We start from the raw sequence: 15376 nt of genomic DNA, 5'->3' as shown, positions 1-15376 counted from the left end.
CTGCAAGAACATTCGTGAATCAGTAAAAGAGAGGTAAACCATCATGGCAGATACCTATACACTGCACATTGCGGGCCTGACCCGTGAGCTGCCCATCTGCAAGGTCAATGACCACATGGACATTGCAGCCTTCATTATGTTCAGCGATGTAGAGCTGACCGAGGCCTGCGCCACGGCGCTGCTGAAGAAGGCCCCAGAGTTTGACGTTATCCTGACCGCCGAGGCCAAGGGCATCCCTCTGGCTTATGAGATGGCGCGCCAGAGTGGAAAATACTGGATTCCCGCCCGCAAGGGTCCGAAGCTGTATATGCGTGAGCCCGTCATCATCGAGGATCAGTCCATCACCACGGCTGGCAAGCAGACGCTTGTTATCGACAAGAAGGACATTGAGTATATGGATGGCAAGCGCATCCTGATTGTGGACGATGTTATCTCCACCGGCGGCTCTCTGCACGCTCTGGAAACGCTGGCTGCCAAGAGCACCGGCACGGTTGTCGGCTGCTGCGCCGCCCTTGCTGAGGGTGACGCCGCCCAGCGCACCGACATCTTCTTTCTGGAGCCGCTGCCGCTGTTCCTGCACTAAGCAATGAAACGAAAGCTCGGTTGGTTCGGTCTCGGCTTTGCCGGGGCTGAGCTTGCTGCGGCCAAGCTGCCGCCGCTGGTCTGTGTGCCCGCGGCGGCGTTTTTGGTATGGCTGGTTTTTTGGAACCATACAAGGCACAGGGACATGGCAATCCCGGCGCTGGGGGCACTTTGCGGGCTGGCGTGGTTCTTCGTGTTTTCGCTGGTGTGGGTGCAGCCAGTCCGTGCGCTGGCAGGGCAGACTGTGTGCTGCACAGCCGTCATCGAGACGGACGCCGAGGCCTCCTACAGCGACAGTCGCCTGCGGGGCACGTTGCTGCTGACGGAGATAGATGGAAAACCGGCTCATATCCGGGTACAGTGTGCATCGTTTCCGGGAGAAGCGGCAGGAGAGCGTTTTTCCGCAACCTTCGCCCTGCGCGAACTGCTGGACAACAAATACCGCTTGAGCCGCAACAGCAAGGGTGTCTATCTGCAGGCGGAGTATCAGGGTGGCTACCGTGCGTTGGACGCCAGCCGTGGCGTGCGGTTCGCACTGTACCGGCTGCGTGGGCGCTGGAGCGCCATACTGCGGCGCTGGCTGCCGAAGCGGCTGGACGGCATGGAGGCCGCCATGCTGCTGGCGGACAAGAGCCGACTTGACGATACAACACAACAGGCATTCCGCACGGCGGGTGTATCGCACCTGCTGGCGGTGTCGGGCCTGCATCTGGCGCTGCTCTGTGGGCTGTTGGGCTTTGGCCGCCGCTGGAAATTTTATAAGCCGCTGATTATCCTGCGCGGTGCAGTGGCATTGTTTTACGTGCTGTTGACCGGCGCGCCAGTGTCGGTGCTGCGGGCTGGATCGGTGTTGGCGGTGGCACTGGCGGGAGACTTTCTGCTGTTGCCGGTGGACTTGCTGACCTCGACCGGCTTTGCGGCGGTCCTGCTGGGGCTGCAGAACGCTTATGCGCCCTGTGACATTGGCTTTCAGCTGTCCTTCTGCGCCGTGCTCGGCGTACAGGCGGCGGCTGTGCTGACCCGCCGGGAAACGCAGGCTGCAGGGGAGAATGCGCCTCTGCAGACGCTCTGCCGCCTGGCAGAGCCCATCCAGACCGCCGCGCTGGCCAGCCTTGCCACGCTGCCGGTGCTGGTGGCGCACGGTATGGCGGCCAGTCTGGTGGGCATCCTTTGCAATCTGCTGGTTGTCTGGATGCTGCAGCCCGCCCTGCAGCTGGGAATTTTGCTGCTGGTGCTCAGCGCTGTGCCGCTGCTTCTGCCGCTGGTCAATCTGGTGGGGCTGGTACTCAGCCTCTGGCTCAGGCTCATGCTTTGGCTGGTGGAGCGCTGCGCGGCCATGCCGTTTGCGTCGGTCTATCTGCCGCAGCGGTACACGCTGTTTGTACTGGCGGTACTGGGGGCGCTGGCCGTCTGCTTCTGGCACGCCAGAAGGCTGCGGCTCTATCTGCCCGCGGCGGCGCTCTGCACGGCAGTGGCTGTTGGTATGGGCGTCTGGATGCAGCGGGATGTTGTGCAGCTTACCCTTGTCGGCTCGTCCGGCAACCCCTGCGTTGTCTGTGTGCAGAATGGAAAGGCGGTTGTGCTTTTCCGCGGCGGGGAAAGCAACCTGACCGCCGTCAACAATTTTCTGGCCGGGCGCACCAGAGAAGCGCCGGGGCTTTTGGTTGATTTGCGAGCAAAGCCTACGCAGCTTGACTTCACGGCGGCAGAAATTGTCACGATGAAAAACGAGCCGGAATTTGCAGCCCGCACGGTGCTTGACGGATTGACACTGGACCTGTATCATAATAAGAGTACCAGTCTGGCAGTGCTGGGCGTGGGCAACCGACACATTGCCGCGGGGGCCGGCAGCATCGAGCTGGCCGCGCCGCTGTGTGTGGATGTGCTCTGCGCGCCCGGAAGCTGGTCGGAGACAGTCCGGCCGGATGCCGTGCTGTATACGTCTGCTTCGCCGCGCTGGTTGGTACAGGCGGAAGGCTGTGAACTGTATTATGGTGAGGACACGCCGGGACTGACCCTGCGCCCTGACCGCAGTATGATTTGGGAGGAGGCACAGACCGTTGCTGTACAGTGAAAATGAACTGAATAAGCGCCTGAAGGCTGGCTGCGGGCTGTACTATTTTTATGCGTCGGATGAAGCACTGGTCCATGCGGCAGCGCAGAAGGCGCTGAAGTACCTGACCCGGGATGACCCCGAGACAACCGTGCTGGACGGACCGACACCCTCGGTGGAGGAAATTGTTCTGGCTGCGGGCACGATTTCGTTCTTCGGCGGCAGGCGGCTGGTGCTTATGCCGCTGATACGGCCATCCACCTACTCGGACAAGGATTTGCAGGAGCTCTGCGATACGCTTTCTGACACGGAAAACGCAATCTTTGTTATGACATCCCTTGTGGAGGAGCGCTTTGGCAAGTTGCGCCCCGGCAAGCGGGAGCAGAAGCTCATCAGTTGCTGCGAAAAGCTCGGCTACTGTGTGCAGATTAACAAGCCCACCGCCAGCGCCCTGCAGGCAATGGCACGCGATTGGGCCAAGGAGACCGGCGCGGCCTTTGCACCGGGTGCGGAAGCTGCACTGCTGGCCCGCTGCGGTGAGGATCAGTTCCTGCTCCGCAATGAAATTGAAAAGCTGGCGGCGCTGGCTGATTACGGTACTATCACGCCGCAGATGATTGCCCAGCTGGGAACGGTCACGCTGGACGCAGACACCTTTGATATGGTCAAGCTCGTCACCAGTGGGCAGACGGAAAAGGCACAGCAGAAGCTCAAAATGTTGCTGGCGCTGCAGAATGACCCCATCATGATAACCGGTGCACTCATCAGCAACTATCTGGATTTATACCGCGTTCTGCTGGGTCGCCGCAGCCGCAGGGCCTTGTCTGCTGTAGCCAAGGACTTCGGCTACAGCGGCAACTGGAATTACCGCCTGAGCACAACCGAAAAGACCGCCGCCCGCTTCAAACGTGCCCAACTGGAGGAGTGCCTGCACATCCTGCAAAGGCTGGATACAGATTTAAAGAGCAGCAGGCTGGATGCGGATTTACTGATGCAGAAGGCACTGTGTGAACTGGCGCTGGCAGGGAGGAGCTAAATGCTGAAGCTGGAACAGGCCCTTCTGGTGGAGGGCAAATATGATGCCGCCCGCCTGGGCAATCTGGTGGATGGCACAATACTGACCACCGACGGCTTCCGCGTATTCAAGGATGGTGCCCTACAAAAGCTGCTCAAGCGTATGGCCGCCGCGCAGGGGCTTATCATCCTGACGGATTCCGATGCGGCGGGCTTTAAGATACGCCACTTTGTCACCGGGCTGGTGGGAGCAGAAAACGTCCTGCAGGCCTATGTCCCGGCTATTCCCGGCAAGGAGTCCCGCAAGGCCGAGCCCGGCAAGGAGGGCCTGCTGGGTGTGGAGGGCGTGCCGGACGAGTTGATTCTGCAGGGGCTGCAGACGGCGCTGGAGAGCAGCGCCACAGACCGGAAGGAAACAGCCCAGACACGCCCGATAACCTACACCGACCTGTATGACTGGGGCGTCTCCGGCACGGCCAACAGCGCCGAGACACGCCGCAGACTGCTGCGCCGTCTGGGCCTGCCGCCGCGGTTGAGCAAGAAGGAACTGCTGCAGGTGCTGAACACCCTGTATACCTATGATTCGCTGAACGCTGAAATTGAAAAGCTGTAAAAAGCCGGCCCGGAACCGCGAGAAACGGTTCCGGGCCGGCTTTTTATTGTCAGGATTACACTTCCAGCTTGTCAAGCTCTGCCATCCACAGGGTATTGCAGGCGTCACTGGGCATACGCCAATCACCGCGGGGGGACAGCGTGACCGAGCCCACCTTGGGGCCGTCTGGCAGGCAGCTGCGCTTGAACTGCTGTGCAAAGAAACGGCGGTAGAAGTTCTTCAGCCATGCCAGCAGAACCTCCGGCTCATACTTGCCGTCAAAGGCGGTACGGGCCAGATGGTAGATTTTTGTCGGGCTGAAGCCGAAGCGCAGCACGTAGTAGAGATAGAAGTCGTGCAGCTCATAGGGGCCGACCAGCTTTTCCGTCTGCTGGGCAATGGTGCCGTCGGCGGCGGTGGGCAGCAGCTCGGGGCTGACCGGGGTATCCAGAATATCCACCAGCACATCCCGCAGGGTGGCGTTGCCGCAGGTGTCGGCCACATACTGCACAATGTGGCGCACCAGCGTTTTGGGTACGCCGGTATTCACGCCGTACATACTCATATGGTCGCCGTTGTAGGTGGCCCAGCCCAGTGCAAGCTCGCTCAAATCGCCGGTGCCGATAACGAAGCCGCCATTCTTGTTGGCGTAGTCCATCAGCTCCAGCGTGCGCACGCGGGCCTGACAGTTTTCAAAGGTGACATCGTACTTGTCTGCGGGCTGGCCGATGTCCGCAAAGTGGCTCTGCACAGTCTGCGTGATGTTGATTTCCCCAAAGGTTACGCCCAGCGCCTCGCACAGAATCTCTGCGTTGGAGCGCGTGCGCTTGGTTGTGCCAAAGCAGGGCATCGTCAGCGCAATAATGTCCTTGGCATCGCGGCCCAGCACCTTGCAGGCGCGCACAGCCACCAGCAGGGCCAGGCAGCTGTCCAGTCCGCCGGAGATGCCCAGCACGCCGCACTTGGCGTGGGTGTGCTCCATCCGCTTGGCCAGACCCTCGGCCTGAATCCGCAGGATAAGCTCGCACCGTTCGGCGCGGGTGGCGGCGTCCTGCGGCACAAAGGGTGTGCAGGAGACAGGGCGTGTCAGGGCAAGGCTGATCGGCGGCAGATCAAATTCTACCGTGGTATAGCCGGTTGTTTCCGGCATAAAGGTGGTGTTCCGCTGACGCTCCTGCACCATGCGGCCCAAATCCAGCTCAGTCACGGCGTCCTCCTGCGCAAAGGGGGCGGCGTCCGCCAGCAGGCTGCCGTTTTCGGCAATCAGATTGTGCCCGGCAAAGGTCATATCGGTTGTGCTCTCGCCGTGGCCTGCATCGGCATACAGATAGGCACACAGCAGGCGGGCGCTCTGCCCGCGAACCAGCTCACGGCGGTAGCCCGCCTTGCCGACGGTCTCATCACTGGCGGAGAGGTTTGCCACCACAGTGGTACCGGCCAGCGCATGGGCGCAGCTGGGCGGAATCGGCGCCCACAAATCCTCGCACACCTCGGCCGCCAGCACAAAGGCGGGCAGCTGCTTGCAGGCGAACAGCAGATTGGTGCCCAGCAGGGTTTCCTGCCCGGCCAGCGTGATGCACTCCGGCTCGCGCATACCCGGGATGAAGTGGCGCTTCTCATAGAACTCGCCATAGTTGGGCAGATGAGTTTTGGGTACAAGACCGAGCAGCTCGCCATTGCAGAGCACGGCTGCACAGTTGTACAGCTTGCCGTTATGGCGCACAGGCAGGCCGACCAGCACAACGATGTTCAACCCCTTGCTGGCCTCAAGGATGGCGGCAAGGGCCTCCTCTGCGCCGCGCAGCAGGGTGTCCTGCAGAAAGAGGTCACTGCAGGTGTAGCCGGTCAGCGCAAACTCCGGCAGGCAGAGCAGCTGGACGTTTTTGGCCGCGTATTCGCGCATAACGCCGATAATCTGCTCGGCATTATAGGTGCAGTCTGCCACACGCAGGGCAGGGCTTGCCGCAGCGGCACGGATAAAACCATTTTCAAAAGCGGGAAAGCTGTACTTCATAGCCAAACTTCCTTTATCACAGTATATAAAATTATCATAGCACAGCGCGCGCCGGGCCGCAAGTGCTGCTTTTGAAAGCATAAAATATCATTCATAAAGTAATATATACTTGACATAATGTAAGGCATATGATATAGTATAGTCACCGTAAGAAGAAAGGATAAGCGACATGGCAAAAAACTTGAAGCTGAAAGCCGCCCGCGCCGTGCGCGATATGACACAGGCGGATCTGGCGGCGGCGGTAGGCGTGTCCCGCCAGACCATCAACGCCATCGAAAAAGGGGAGTATAACCCTACGATCAACCTTTGCCGCAGTATCTGCAAGGTACTGGGCAAAACTTTGGATGAATTGTTCTGGGAGGAATGAACGATGAAGTTGAAGGAATTTTGGAGCCGCAACAATCTGGATGAAATGCAGCAGCAGACGCTGTTAAATATTGAGGCGCGCTCCTTTTGGCTGCTGTGGGGAATGCTGCTGGCGGCGTTGATTATTCAGAGCCTTTGCGGCTTTACAATGCGGGAAATGGCTGCGGAATGGATTGTCTTTATGGTGGGATGTGTGTACACGGTAGGAGCCTGCATCCGTGCGGGTATTTGGGACAGACACTTCACCGCGGATAAGAAAACAAACTTTCTGCTTTCGCTGGCTGGCGGCGCTGTGATAGCGATTTGGTCATACGTCAAGTTCAGCGAATTTGGCTGGAAATCCGGCCTGCTGATGGCGGGCATCACTGCCGTCACCACAATTCTACTCTGCTTCGCGCTCCTGCAGCTTTGCGCTGCAATGTACAAAAAACGCCATACCGAGCTTGAAAACCCGAAGGAGGAAACTGACAACCATGAAAACGAATAAGAAGGAGCTTACGATTTTTATTCTCTGTGCCTTTGCTGTTCCGTTCCTGATGATGCCGCTGTTGCATCACTGCCTGCAGAACGGGCAGGACACCTCTATCTATGCCAATGCCCAGATGTTTTACCCGGCAGCGGGCGTTATGCTGGAATTCCTGATGGCCCGGCGGAAGGAAATGCCACTGCGCTTTTTCGTGCTGCATCTGGTTGTTACGGCCGGGATGCTTCTTATGGGGCTGCTGTCCGCCGCTATGCCGCAGGCAGAATGGATGGGCATTGCCAACCTGGTTATCGTCATTGCCTCGGTGCTGGGGTGGATACTCCTGCTGACGGAGCGTAAGGACAAGCGGGAGCGCTACGGTCTGCGTTTGCATGGCCGCTTTGGAACGGCACTGGCCATCTGTGTGTATTTCCTTGTGGTAAAAACCGGAATGGTCTTTCTGGGCGTGGCGCTGCAGGGCGGAAGTGCATGGACGGAGTATCTGGCCTATTGGAAAAGCTATACGCCGTGGGTTATGGCGCTGGTGCTGATTCCGAACTTCTTTTTATCGTTCCTGCCGTTTTTTGGCGAGGAATACGGCTGGCGCTATTACCTGACGCCCGCGCTGCAAAGCCGCTTCGGCGCACGGCGCGGCGCACTGGCAGTGGGCGTGCTGTGGGGGCTGTGGCATCTGCCGCTGAACCTGTTCTTTTACAGCCCGGAGACCTCTTTGCAGAGCATTGCCACGCAGCTGGTTGCCTGTGTGACGCTAGGTGTGTTTTTCTCGTTCGCGTATGAGAAGTGCGGGAAGAATATCTGGATTCCGGTGCTGCTGCATTACCTGAACAACAATATGATTCTTGTCTGGACTGGCTCGGCAGACATCAGCAATCAGGTTATTGGCTGGGGTGATGTGGTCACAACGGTTGTGCTGTACGGTGTGGTGTTCCTGCCGTTCCTGGCCGCAAAATGTTTCCGCAAGGAAAACGAGCCTGCATAAATAAAGCCGCCGGGGCTACCCATAACAGGGTGCCCCGGCGGCAGTTTTTTGTAGTAGCTGAAAAAAATCAGACCTCAAACGCCTTGTGCAGTACTTCCAGTGCGGAATCCTCGTCCTGCTGGCGAATCAGCAGGGAAATATCAAGGTCACTGGTTGTGATAAGCACAATTTCAATGTTGGCCCCGGCCAGCGCAGCCAGTGCGCGGGCGGCAACGCCGCAGCTGGTGACCATCTCCTCACCGAACAGGTTGATCTTGCTGTACCCGCCGGAAACAAGCGGAGGATTGGTCTTGGCGGCGGCAGGCAGGGCCTTCATAACCGCGGCAAAGTTATCGTAGCTGGTGGTGAAGCTGAAATCCACCGCCGCACCGCGGGGCGCACTCTGGCAAATCATATCCACCACAATGCCCGCCTGTGCAAATACATTCAGGTGCTCGGCCAGACTTTGCGCGCTGTACTGCGCACCGGGAAAGGTGGTGAGCATAATGTTCTGCTCGCTGCTGATTTTGCTGACACCGTACATAAACAGGCTTCCTTTCTGTTACTCTAACGTTATAAACTGCTCGTCAATAGAATTGCGGAGCACGCTCTCGATGTACTCGCGGGAGAGGGTAAATTCCCCGTGCGCCGCGCCCAGCTCATCGGTATATTGGCTGTAGGGGATAACGCGGATGTTTTTATACCCGGCCTCGTACTGGCTGATGACGCAGTGCAGCTTGGGGTCCAGCATGGCAAGGCTGGTGCTGCCGTCGGGCTGGGTGGTTTTCTGGAAGGTTATGTCCAGAATGGCACCAATCACGTTATCCCGGGAGGACTGCGCGTTGATGAAGTTGCCAAGGCTGTAGACCACAAAGGTGGTGTTGCCGTTTGCGCCGGTCAACCATTCGGCGTTCTGCACCACGTGGGGATGGGTGCCGATAATCAGGTCAACGCCCTGATCGGCCAGCCACTGGGCGGTCGATTTCTGGAAATCGTTGACCTCGTGCGAGCCTTCGGTGCCCATATGGGCGCTGACTACAAGCACATCACAGTTGGGGCGCATAGCGGCAATCTGCTTGGCAATCGTCTCGTGGTCATCCAGATAAACAACGCCGTGCACAGCGCCGGAGGGCGTGGGCAGGCCGTTGGTGTGCTCGGTGTAGGAAAGATAGCCGAAAGTGATGCCGTTGACGGTCTGATAGACATAATCGTCATAGGTGTCCAGATTGTAGAAGCCCATGTAGGCAACGTCCTCCGGCATCGAGGCCCAGTGCTCCAGCGAAGCCTCAATGCCCGCAGCACCCTTGTCATAGCTGTGATTGTTGGACAGGCTGAACACCCGGAAGCCGAGATTGTACAGCGTGTCGGTGATGGCACCGGGGGTGGAGAACATCGGGTAGCCGCTGGCGTCAAACTGGTCATTGACAAGGGTTTCCTGATTGAGCCAGTTCACGTCAAACTGGGTGTAGAAGTCCCGCATCTCCTCATAGGCAAAATCAAAGTCATAGTGGTCGCCGCCGCGCTCCCTTGCCTGCAGAAAGATGCCGTCATGAATCAAATCGTCACCGGTGGCGGAAAAACGCACGGTTTCGACCGTGGGGGTAGGCTCCGGTGTGGGTTCAGGCTCGGCGGTAGGCATAGGCACGTCTACGGAGACCGGCTGCGGGTCAACGGCGGGCAGTGTGGTGAAGGATGGCCCGCCAAGCAGTGAACCCGCCAGAACACCGCCAACGCCCAGCGCAATTACCAGACAGGCGGCAATATCGTTGCCTCTCATTCGCATACGAGCTTACCTCGCAGCAAATCAGTCATGGTGTAGTAGCCGGGGGTCAGGGCGGCAATGTAGAGCGCCGCCTGCACGGCACCATCGGCGAATACGCCGCGGCTGCCCGCGCTGTGGCTCAGGGTCACAACCTCGTCCGGTCCGCAGAACAGCACATCGTGCTCGCCGACGATGCCGCCGCCGCGGATAGAGCTGATGCCCAGCTCCTGCGCACCGCGCTTCTGGCGCACCTGCGTGCGGTCATAGACGTATTCATAGCGGCCGCCCGCCTCGGCGTTGATGGCATCGGCAATCATCAGTGCCGTGCCGCTGGGGGCGTCCAGCTTGTTGTGGTGGTGCTTCTCAACGATTTCAATGTCGAACTCGCCGCCCAGAATCTTTGTAGCCTGGCGTGCCAGCTCAATCAGCACATTCACACCCACCGACATATTGGCGCTGCGGAAAACCGGCGTTTTTGCGCTGGCGGCTTCCAGCACGGCCTCATCCTCCTTGGAAAGACCGGTGGAGCAGATGACGCAGGGCAGACCGTGCTCAGCACCGTACTGCGCGGCTGTGACCGCCCCGGCGGGAGAGGAAAAATCAATGATTACGCCCTTGCAGGGCAGTGCGTCAAACCCGGCGTAGACAGGGATTTCGCCAATCTTTCCGGCTTCACGGTCCACACCCGCGACAATGCGGCAATCGTTGCGCACGGCGATTTTTTCCAGCAGAGCACGGCCCATACGGCCATAAATGCCCTGAATGATGATATCCGTCATTGTTACAGTTCCTTTCGTGTCAAAAAGCAAAAGCCGACCCGCCGGTTGCAGTGGGTCGGCTGTGAAATTATTTCAGCAGGCCGAATTCCTGCATTGCATTCTCCAACTGTGCCTGCACAGCGGCAGACGGTGCTACCAGCGGCAGGCGGCAGTCGCCAGCCTGCCAGCCCAAACGGTTCATTGCCCACTTGACAGGGATGGGGTTCACATCGGCAAACAGGGCCTTGATGAGCTTGAGCGCCCGGAGCTGCATGGACAGGCTCTCGGCGGTCTCACCGGCAAACCACTTGGCGCAGATGTCATGGGTATACTGCGGCGCTACGTTGGAAAGTACGCTGATAACACCCTTGCCGCCCAGCGCCAGCAGGGGAACAATCTGGTCATCGTTGCCGGAGTAGATGTTCAGGCTGTCACCGCAGGCGGCGGCAATCTCGGCCACCTGACTGATGTTGCCGCTGGCCTCCTTGACGGCGTTGATGTTCGGATGCTTGGCAAGCTCTGCCAGAGAGGCGGGGGTCAGGTTGCAGCCGGTGCGGCTGGGCACATTGTAGAGGATGCAGGGCAGATGCACCGCGTCCGCAATGGCCGTGTAATGGGCAATCAGGCCCGCCTGACTGGTTTTGTTGTAGTAGGGCGTCACCAGCAACAGCGCGTCAGCACCGTCAGCCTCGGCCTGCTGGGACAGCCAGATGGCATACTTGGTATCGTTGGAGCCAGTGCCTGCAATGACAGGAACGCGCCCCGCTGTTTTTTCGACTGCGTAGCGGATGCACGCGGTGTGCTCCTCGTCCGTCAATGTCGGGGACTCGCCGGTGGTGCCGCAGATGACAATGGCATCGGTGCTGTGGGCAATCTGGTCCTCAATGATGCGGCCCAGCTCGTCAAAATTGACACTGCCGTCCGCGTTCATGGGGGTAATGATGGCCACGGCGGCGCCGGTAAATACAGGCTTCTTCATAAGAAATTCTCCTTACACCAAGCTGCACTTTGCAGCAAATCAGTCAAAATAGCCCTTCGCGGCCAGCAGCTCTGCAAGCAGAACGGCACCGCCGGCGGCACCGCGCAGCGTGTTGTGGGACAGGCAGACGAACTTGTAATCGTACTGGGTATCCTCACGCAGGCGGCCGATGCTGACGGCCATACCGTTTTCCAGCATACGGTCCAGCTTGGGCTGCGGGCGGTCGTTCTCCTCAAAATAGTGCAGGAACTGCTTCGGGGCGCTGGGCAGGTTCAGATCCTGCGCGGGGCCGTGGAACTCCTTCCACGCCTGCAGAATTTCCTCTTTGCTGGGTTTATGCTCAAACCGCACAAAGACGGCGCCCATATGACCGTCCGAGACAGGCACACGCAGGCACTGCGCCGTAAAACGAGGGGAGTTGGCGGAAACAATCTTGTCGCCCTCAATGTGGCCCCACAGCTTCAGAGGCTCCTGTTCACTCTTTTCTTCCTCGCCGCCGATGTAGGGAATGACGTTATCCAGAATGTCGGGGAAGGTTTCAAACGTCTTACCGGCGCCGGAAATGGCCTGATAGGTGCAGACCAGCACGTCGGAGATGCCGTACTTGCGCAGGGGATGCAGGGCGGGCACATAGCTCTGCAGGCTGCAGTTGGACTTGACGGCCACAAAGCCGCGCTTGGTGCCCAGACGCTTGCGCTGTGCGGGGATGATCTCAATATGGTCGGCGTTGATTTCGGGCACAACCATCGGCACGTCAGGAGTGAAGCGGTGGGCGCTGTTGTTGGAGACAACCGGGCACTCGGCCTTGGCGTAGGCCTCCTCCAGAGCCTTGATTTCGTCCTTCTTCATATTGACTGCGCAGAAAACGAAATCAACCTTGGCGGCAACCTCCTCCACGTTGGCGGCATCCAGCACAACCATTTTCTTGACGCTCTCGGGCATGGGGGTTTTCATCAGCCAGCGGCTGCCGATGGCCTCCTCATAGGTTTTGCCTGCACTGCGTGCGCTGGCTGCAAGGGCAACCAGATTGAACCAGGGGTGATTTTCCAGCAGCGTGATAAAGCGCTGGCCGACCATACCGGTTGCACCGATGACACCAACATTGTACTGTTTCATCCTGACTAAGACCTTCCTTTCACGATACCCTTCCTCATATCTATGCGACTTTGGCAGAAATTTGCACAGATAATAAAAAAACCGGCTTGAAAACCGGCACAAAATGCAATATAATATCATATTGCATATAACACAGCGCAACACACTGGTTTACAGTGTGACAGTCCCGCACCTGTTCGGCTGCGGACCCAGGCAGATGCGTGCCGCGCATCCCCTTCGGCGAAGAACCCTTTCCCGGCCTCCGCCCTTGGCGGGGAATAAGGAAGCCGGTACTGATGCGCTTCGCGCCTCTGTGTTTGGATTCATTATAGTATTCCTGCGTAAGAATGTCAAGATAATATCACTTTAAAGTGAAAAAGGATGATACAAGATGCTGAAAAAAGATTTCTGGTATGACCTGCCCAAGGAGCTGATTGCTCAGGAGCCTGCCGACCCCCGCGATGCTGCCCGCCTGATGGTGCTGGACCGCAAGAGCGATAAGATTCTGCACTCGGTCTTTCATGAACTACCGCATTATCTGGAAAAGGGCGATTTGCTGGTGGTCAACAACTCCAAGGTGCTGCCCGCCCGCCTGATGGGCACAAAGGTTCCCACCGGTGCGGTCTGTGAGCTGCTGCTGCTGCGTCAGGTCAAGGGGGACACGTGGGAGTGTCTGGCCCGCCCCGGCAAGCGGATGCAGCCCGGCACAAAGGTGGAATTTGGCGACGGAAGCCTGACCGCAGTGGTGGATGAGACACTGCCTGACGGCAACAAGTATGTGACCTTCACCTATGACACCGAGACGCTGTACGAAAAGCTGGACGAGTTCGGTAAAATGCCGCTGCCGCCCTATATCACCAAGCAGCTGGAGGATCAGAGCCAGTACCAGACAGTTTACGCAAAGGAACTGGGCAGCGCCGCAGCGCCCACCGCGGGCCTGCACTTCACGCCGCAGCTGATGGACACTATCCGTTCCCGCGGCGTCAATATTGCGGAGGTTACGCTGCACGTGGGTCTGGGTACCTTCCGCCCTGTGAATGAAGAATCCATTGAGGACCACCAGATGCACAGCGAGTGGTATTCCGTCAGCGAGGAAACTGCCAGACTTATTAACGAGACCCGCGCTGCCGGGCACCGCGTGATTGCCGTTGGCACGACCAGCTGCCGCACGCTGGAATCCGTCTGGGCCAAGTACGGAAAAATTGTGCCGTGCAGCGGCAATACCAGCATCTTTATCTACCCCGGCATTGAGCTGCACGCCATTGACGGCCTGATTACAAACTTCCACCTGCCGGAGAGCACCCTCATTATGCTGATTGCCGCCTTCTACGGTTACGATAAGACCATGGCCGCCTACAAGGTCGCGGTTGAGGAACGGTATAGATTTTTCAGTTTTGGCGATGCTATGTTTATTCGATAAAAAACATTGACGAAACGATAAAAATCTTTTATAATAGCTTATTGGGCGGTGCAGGGAAAAGCCCCTGCGCCGCTTTTTGGGATAACTTTTAAAATGGAGATAGAATCTATGCCTTACCGCCTTATCAAACAGGAGGGGACTGCCCGCCGTGGTGAGTTTACCACGGTGCACGGTACGGTGCAGACCCCGGCTTTCCAGAATGTTGCTACGGCCGCCGCCATCAAGGGTGGGCTGTCGGCGCTGGACCTCAAGGACATCCGCGCACAGGTTATGCTGTGCAATACCTACCATCTGCATCTGCGCCCGGGTGACAAGCTGGTGGCAGAGATGGGGGGCCTGCACAAGTTCACCAAGTGGGACGGCCCCATCCTGACGGACAGCGGCGGCTTTCAGGTGTTCAGCCTTGCCAAGCTGCGCCACATTACCGAGGAGGGCGTGACCTTTAACTCTCATCTGGATGGGCACCGGATTTTTATGGGCCCGGAGCAGAGTATGCAGATTCAGGCAAACCTTGGCTCGACCATTGCAATGGCCTTTGATGAGTGCGTGGAAAACCCCGCAACCTATGAATATGCCAAGAACAGCTGCGCCCGTACAGCTCGCTGGCTGCTGCGCTGCAAGAACGAGATGAACCGCCTGAAGCACGAGGAAAAGGCGGTCAACCCGGATCAGCTCCTGTTCGGCATCAATCAGGGCTGCACTTTTGCTGATTTGCGCGTGGAGCATATGAAGCAGATTGCTGAGTATGATCTGGACGGCTACGCCATTGGTGGACTGGCCGTGGGTGAGCCCGCAGAGGTTATGTATGACATAATCTCGGCTGTGGAGCCGTTTGCACCCAAGGACAAAATCCGCTACCTGATGGGTGTCGGCACGCCGGGCAACATCATCGAGGGCGTTTACCGCGGTGTTGACCTGTTCGACTGTGTTATGCCCAGCCGAAACGCCCGCCACGGACACCTTTTCACGTGGGACGGCATCATCAACATCAAAAACCTCAAGTATGAGCGCGATGAATCGCCCATTGACCCGCACTGCGACTGCCCGGTCTGCCGCAATTTCTCCCGCGCCTACATCCGCCATCTGCAGAAGGCAGATGAGCTTCTGGGTATGCGTCTGGCGGTTATGCACAACCTGTATTTCTACAACCACCTGATGGAGTGCATCCGCGAGGCACTGGATAACGGCACCTTCCAGCAGTTCCACGATACCTATGTGCACAAGCTGGATACTCGTATCTGATTTTTTGTACAAAATGCTTGCATAATGTGCTTTTATTCGATATAATAAAAGAAATCG

General features: G+C 58.2%; 15 protein-coding genes and 1 riboswitch. Of the genes, 9 read left to right on the top strand and 6 right to left on the bottom strand.

What is annotated here, in order from left to right; translation table 11 throughout:
- The first annotated feature begins 43 nt into the window (after positions 1–43).
- Genes NE623_RS01675 through NE623_RS01660 form a run of 4 tightly spaced genes read left to right on the top strand, consistent with a single transcriptional unit; the run spans position 44 to position 4262 of the window.
- Positions 44–583: a phosphoribosyltransferase family protein gene (locus NE623_RS01675; protein ID WP_256270937.1), complete on the top strand. Its 540-nt coding sequence runs from the start codon at positions 44–46 to the stop codon at positions 581–583.
- Positions 584–586: 3 nt separating this feature from the next.
- Positions 587–2656, top strand: a complete 2070-nt coding sequence (locus NE623_RS01670; RefSeq protein WP_256270938.1) for a ComEC/Rec2 family competence protein — start codon at positions 587–589, stop codon at positions 2654–2656.
- Complete coding sequence (holA, locus tag NE623_RS01665) at positions 2643–3671, top strand: DNA polymerase III subunit delta (protein WP_256270939.1); 1029 nt, start codon at positions 2643–2645, stop codon at positions 3669–3671. Before NE623_RS01670 ends, holA begins: the two co-directional genes overlap by 14 nt.
- Entirely contained in the window at positions 3672–4262 is a 591-nt protein-coding gene (locus tag NE623_RS01660; RefSeq protein WP_256270940.1) for a toprim domain-containing protein, read from the top strand. It abuts the gene before it with no gap.
- A gap of 55 nt (positions 4263–4317) precedes the next feature.
- Here NE623_RS01660 and NE623_RS01655 read toward each other — a convergent pair whose 3' ends face one another.
- Positions 4318–6255, bottom strand: coding sequence for an NAD(+) synthase (locus NE623_RS01655; protein ID WP_256270941.1), 1938 nt, complete (start codon positions 6253–6255; stop codon positions 4318–4320).
- 169 nt (positions 6256–6424) lie between these two features.
- On the opposite strand from NE623_RS01655, the gene NE623_RS01650 reads away from it, so the two are divergent.
- Genes NE623_RS01650 through NE623_RS01640 form a run of 3 tightly spaced genes read left to right on the top strand, consistent with a single transcriptional unit; the run spans position 6425 to position 8084 of the window.
- The gene (locus tag NE623_RS01650) at positions 6425–6622 is read left to right on the top strand and encodes a helix-turn-helix transcriptional regulator (RefSeq protein WP_227593974.1); all 198 of its coding nucleotides are present in this window, start codon (positions 6425–6427) and stop codon (positions 6620–6622) included.
- A 3-nt stretch (positions 6623–6625) separates the two neighbouring features.
- Positions 6626–7108 (top strand): DUF6773 family protein, encoded by a 483-nt coding sequence (locus tag NE623_RS01645; protein WP_256270942.1) that lies wholly within the window; start codon positions 6626–6628, stop codon positions 7106–7108.
- Positions 7095–8084: a CPBP family intramembrane glutamic endopeptidase gene (locus tag NE623_RS01640; RefSeq protein ID WP_256270943.1), complete on the top strand. Its 990-nt coding sequence runs from the start codon at positions 7095–7097 to the stop codon at positions 8082–8084. Before NE623_RS01645 ends, NE623_RS01640 begins: the two co-directional genes overlap by 14 nt.
- Before the next feature lie 67 nt (positions 8085–8151).
- On the opposite strand, the gene NE623_RS01635 is transcribed toward NE623_RS01640, so the two are convergent.
- The 5 genes from NE623_RS01635 to asd form a co-directional block, all read right to left on the bottom strand.
- Positions 8152–8607, bottom strand: a complete 456-nt coding sequence (locus tag NE623_RS01635; RefSeq protein ID WP_256270944.1) for an ACT domain-containing protein — start codon at positions 8605–8607, stop codon at positions 8152–8154.
- An 18-nt stretch (positions 8608–8625) separates the two neighbouring features.
- Positions 8626–9846: a CapA family protein gene (locus NE623_RS01630; protein WP_256270945.1), complete on the bottom strand. Its 1221-nt coding sequence runs from the start codon at positions 9844–9846 to the stop codon at positions 8626–8628.
- Entirely contained in the window at positions 9837–10604 is a 768-nt protein-coding gene (gene dapB, locus NE623_RS01625) for a 4-hydroxy-tetrahydrodipicolinate reductase (protein ID WP_256270946.1), read from the bottom strand. The genes NE623_RS01630 and dapB overlap by 10 nt, the downstream gene beginning before the upstream one ends.
- 67 nt (positions 10605–10671) lie before the next feature.
- Positions 10672–11562, bottom strand: coding sequence for a 4-hydroxy-tetrahydrodipicolinate synthase (gene dapA / locus NE623_RS01620; protein WP_256270947.1), 891 nt, complete (start codon positions 11560–11562; stop codon positions 10672–10674).
- A 39-nt stretch (positions 11563–11601) separates the two neighbouring features.
- Positions 11602–12678 (bottom strand): aspartate-semialdehyde dehydrogenase, encoded by a 1077-nt coding sequence (gene asd / locus NE623_RS01615; protein ID WP_256270948.1) that lies wholly within the window; start codon positions 12676–12678, stop codon positions 11602–11604.
- A gap of 125 nt (positions 12679–12803) precedes the next feature.
- Positions 12804–12979: riboswitch (Lysine riboswitch) on the bottom strand.
- A 69-nt stretch (positions 12980–13048) separates the two neighbouring features.
- Here asd and queA point away from each other — a divergent pair.
- Together queA and tgt are read left to right on the top strand one after the other, a co-directional pair.
- Positions 13049–14077, top strand: a complete 1029-nt coding sequence (queA, locus tag NE623_RS01610; RefSeq protein ID WP_256270949.1) for a tRNA preQ1(34) S-adenosylmethionine ribosyltransferase-isomerase QueA — start codon at positions 13049–13051, stop codon at positions 14075–14077.
- Between the two features lie 108 nt (positions 14078–14185).
- Complete coding sequence (gene tgt, locus NE623_RS01605; RefSeq protein ID WP_256270950.1) at positions 14186–15319, top strand: tRNA guanosine(34) transglycosylase Tgt; 1134 nt, start codon at positions 14186–14188, stop codon at positions 15317–15319.
- Positions 15320–15376: the final 57 nt, after the last annotated feature.

The organism is Gemmiger formicilis, assembly GCF_024462815.1.
Lineage (GTDB): Bacteria > Bacillota > Clostridia > Oscillospirales > Ruminococcaceae > Gemmiger.
This window is presented reverse-complemented; position numbering and strand designations above follow the sequence as displayed.

Coding starts and splice junctions, on each gene's coding strand:
- NE623_RS01675 (WP_256270937.1), top strand. CDS start 44: ATGGCAGATACCTATACACTGCACATTGCGGGCCTGACCCGTGAGCTG.
- NE623_RS01670 (WP_256270938.1), top strand. CDS start 587: ATGAAACGAAAGCTCGGTTGGTTCGGTCTCGGCTTTGCCGGGGCTGAG.
- NE623_RS01660 (WP_256270940.1), top strand. CDS start 3,672: ATGCTGAAGCTGGAACAGGCCCTTCTGGTGGAGGGCAAATATGATGCC.
- NE623_RS01655 (WP_256270941.1), bottom strand. CDS start 6,255: ATGAAGTACAGCTTTCCCGCTTTTGAAAATGGTTTTATCCGTGCCGCT.
- NE623_RS01650 (WP_227593974.1), top strand. CDS start 6,425: ATGGCAAAAAACTTGAAGCTGAAAGCCGCCCGCGCCGTGCGCGATATG.
- NE623_RS01645 (WP_256270942.1), top strand. CDS start 6,626: ATGAAGTTGAAGGAATTTTGGAGCCGCAACAATCTGGATGAAATGCAG.
- NE623_RS01640 (WP_256270943.1), top strand. CDS start 7,095: ATGAAAACGAATAAGAAGGAGCTTACGATTTTTATTCTCTGTGCCTTT.
- NE623_RS01635 (WP_256270944.1), bottom strand. CDS start 8,607: ATGTACGGTGTCAGCAAAATCAGCAGCGAGCAGAACATTATGCTCACC.
- NE623_RS01630 (WP_256270945.1), bottom strand. CDS start 9,846: ATGCGAATGAGAGGCAACGATATTGCCGCCTGTCTGGTAATTGCGCTG.
- dapB (WP_256270946.1), bottom strand. CDS start 10,604: ATGACGGATATCATCATTCAGGGCATTTATGGCCGTATGGGCCGTGCT.
- dapA (WP_256270947.1), bottom strand. CDS start 11,562: ATGAAGAAGCCTGTATTTACCGGCGCCGCCGTGGCCATCATTACCCCC.
- asd (WP_256270948.1), bottom strand. CDS start 12,678: ATGAAACAGTACAATGTTGGTGTCATCGGTGCAACCGGTATGGTCGGC.
- queA (WP_256270949.1), top strand. CDS start 13,049: ATGCTGAAAAAAGATTTCTGGTATGACCTGCCCAAGGAGCTGATTGCT.
- tgt (WP_256270950.1), top strand. CDS start 14,186: ATGCCTTACCGCCTTATCAAACAGGAGGGGACTGCCCGCCGTGGTGAG.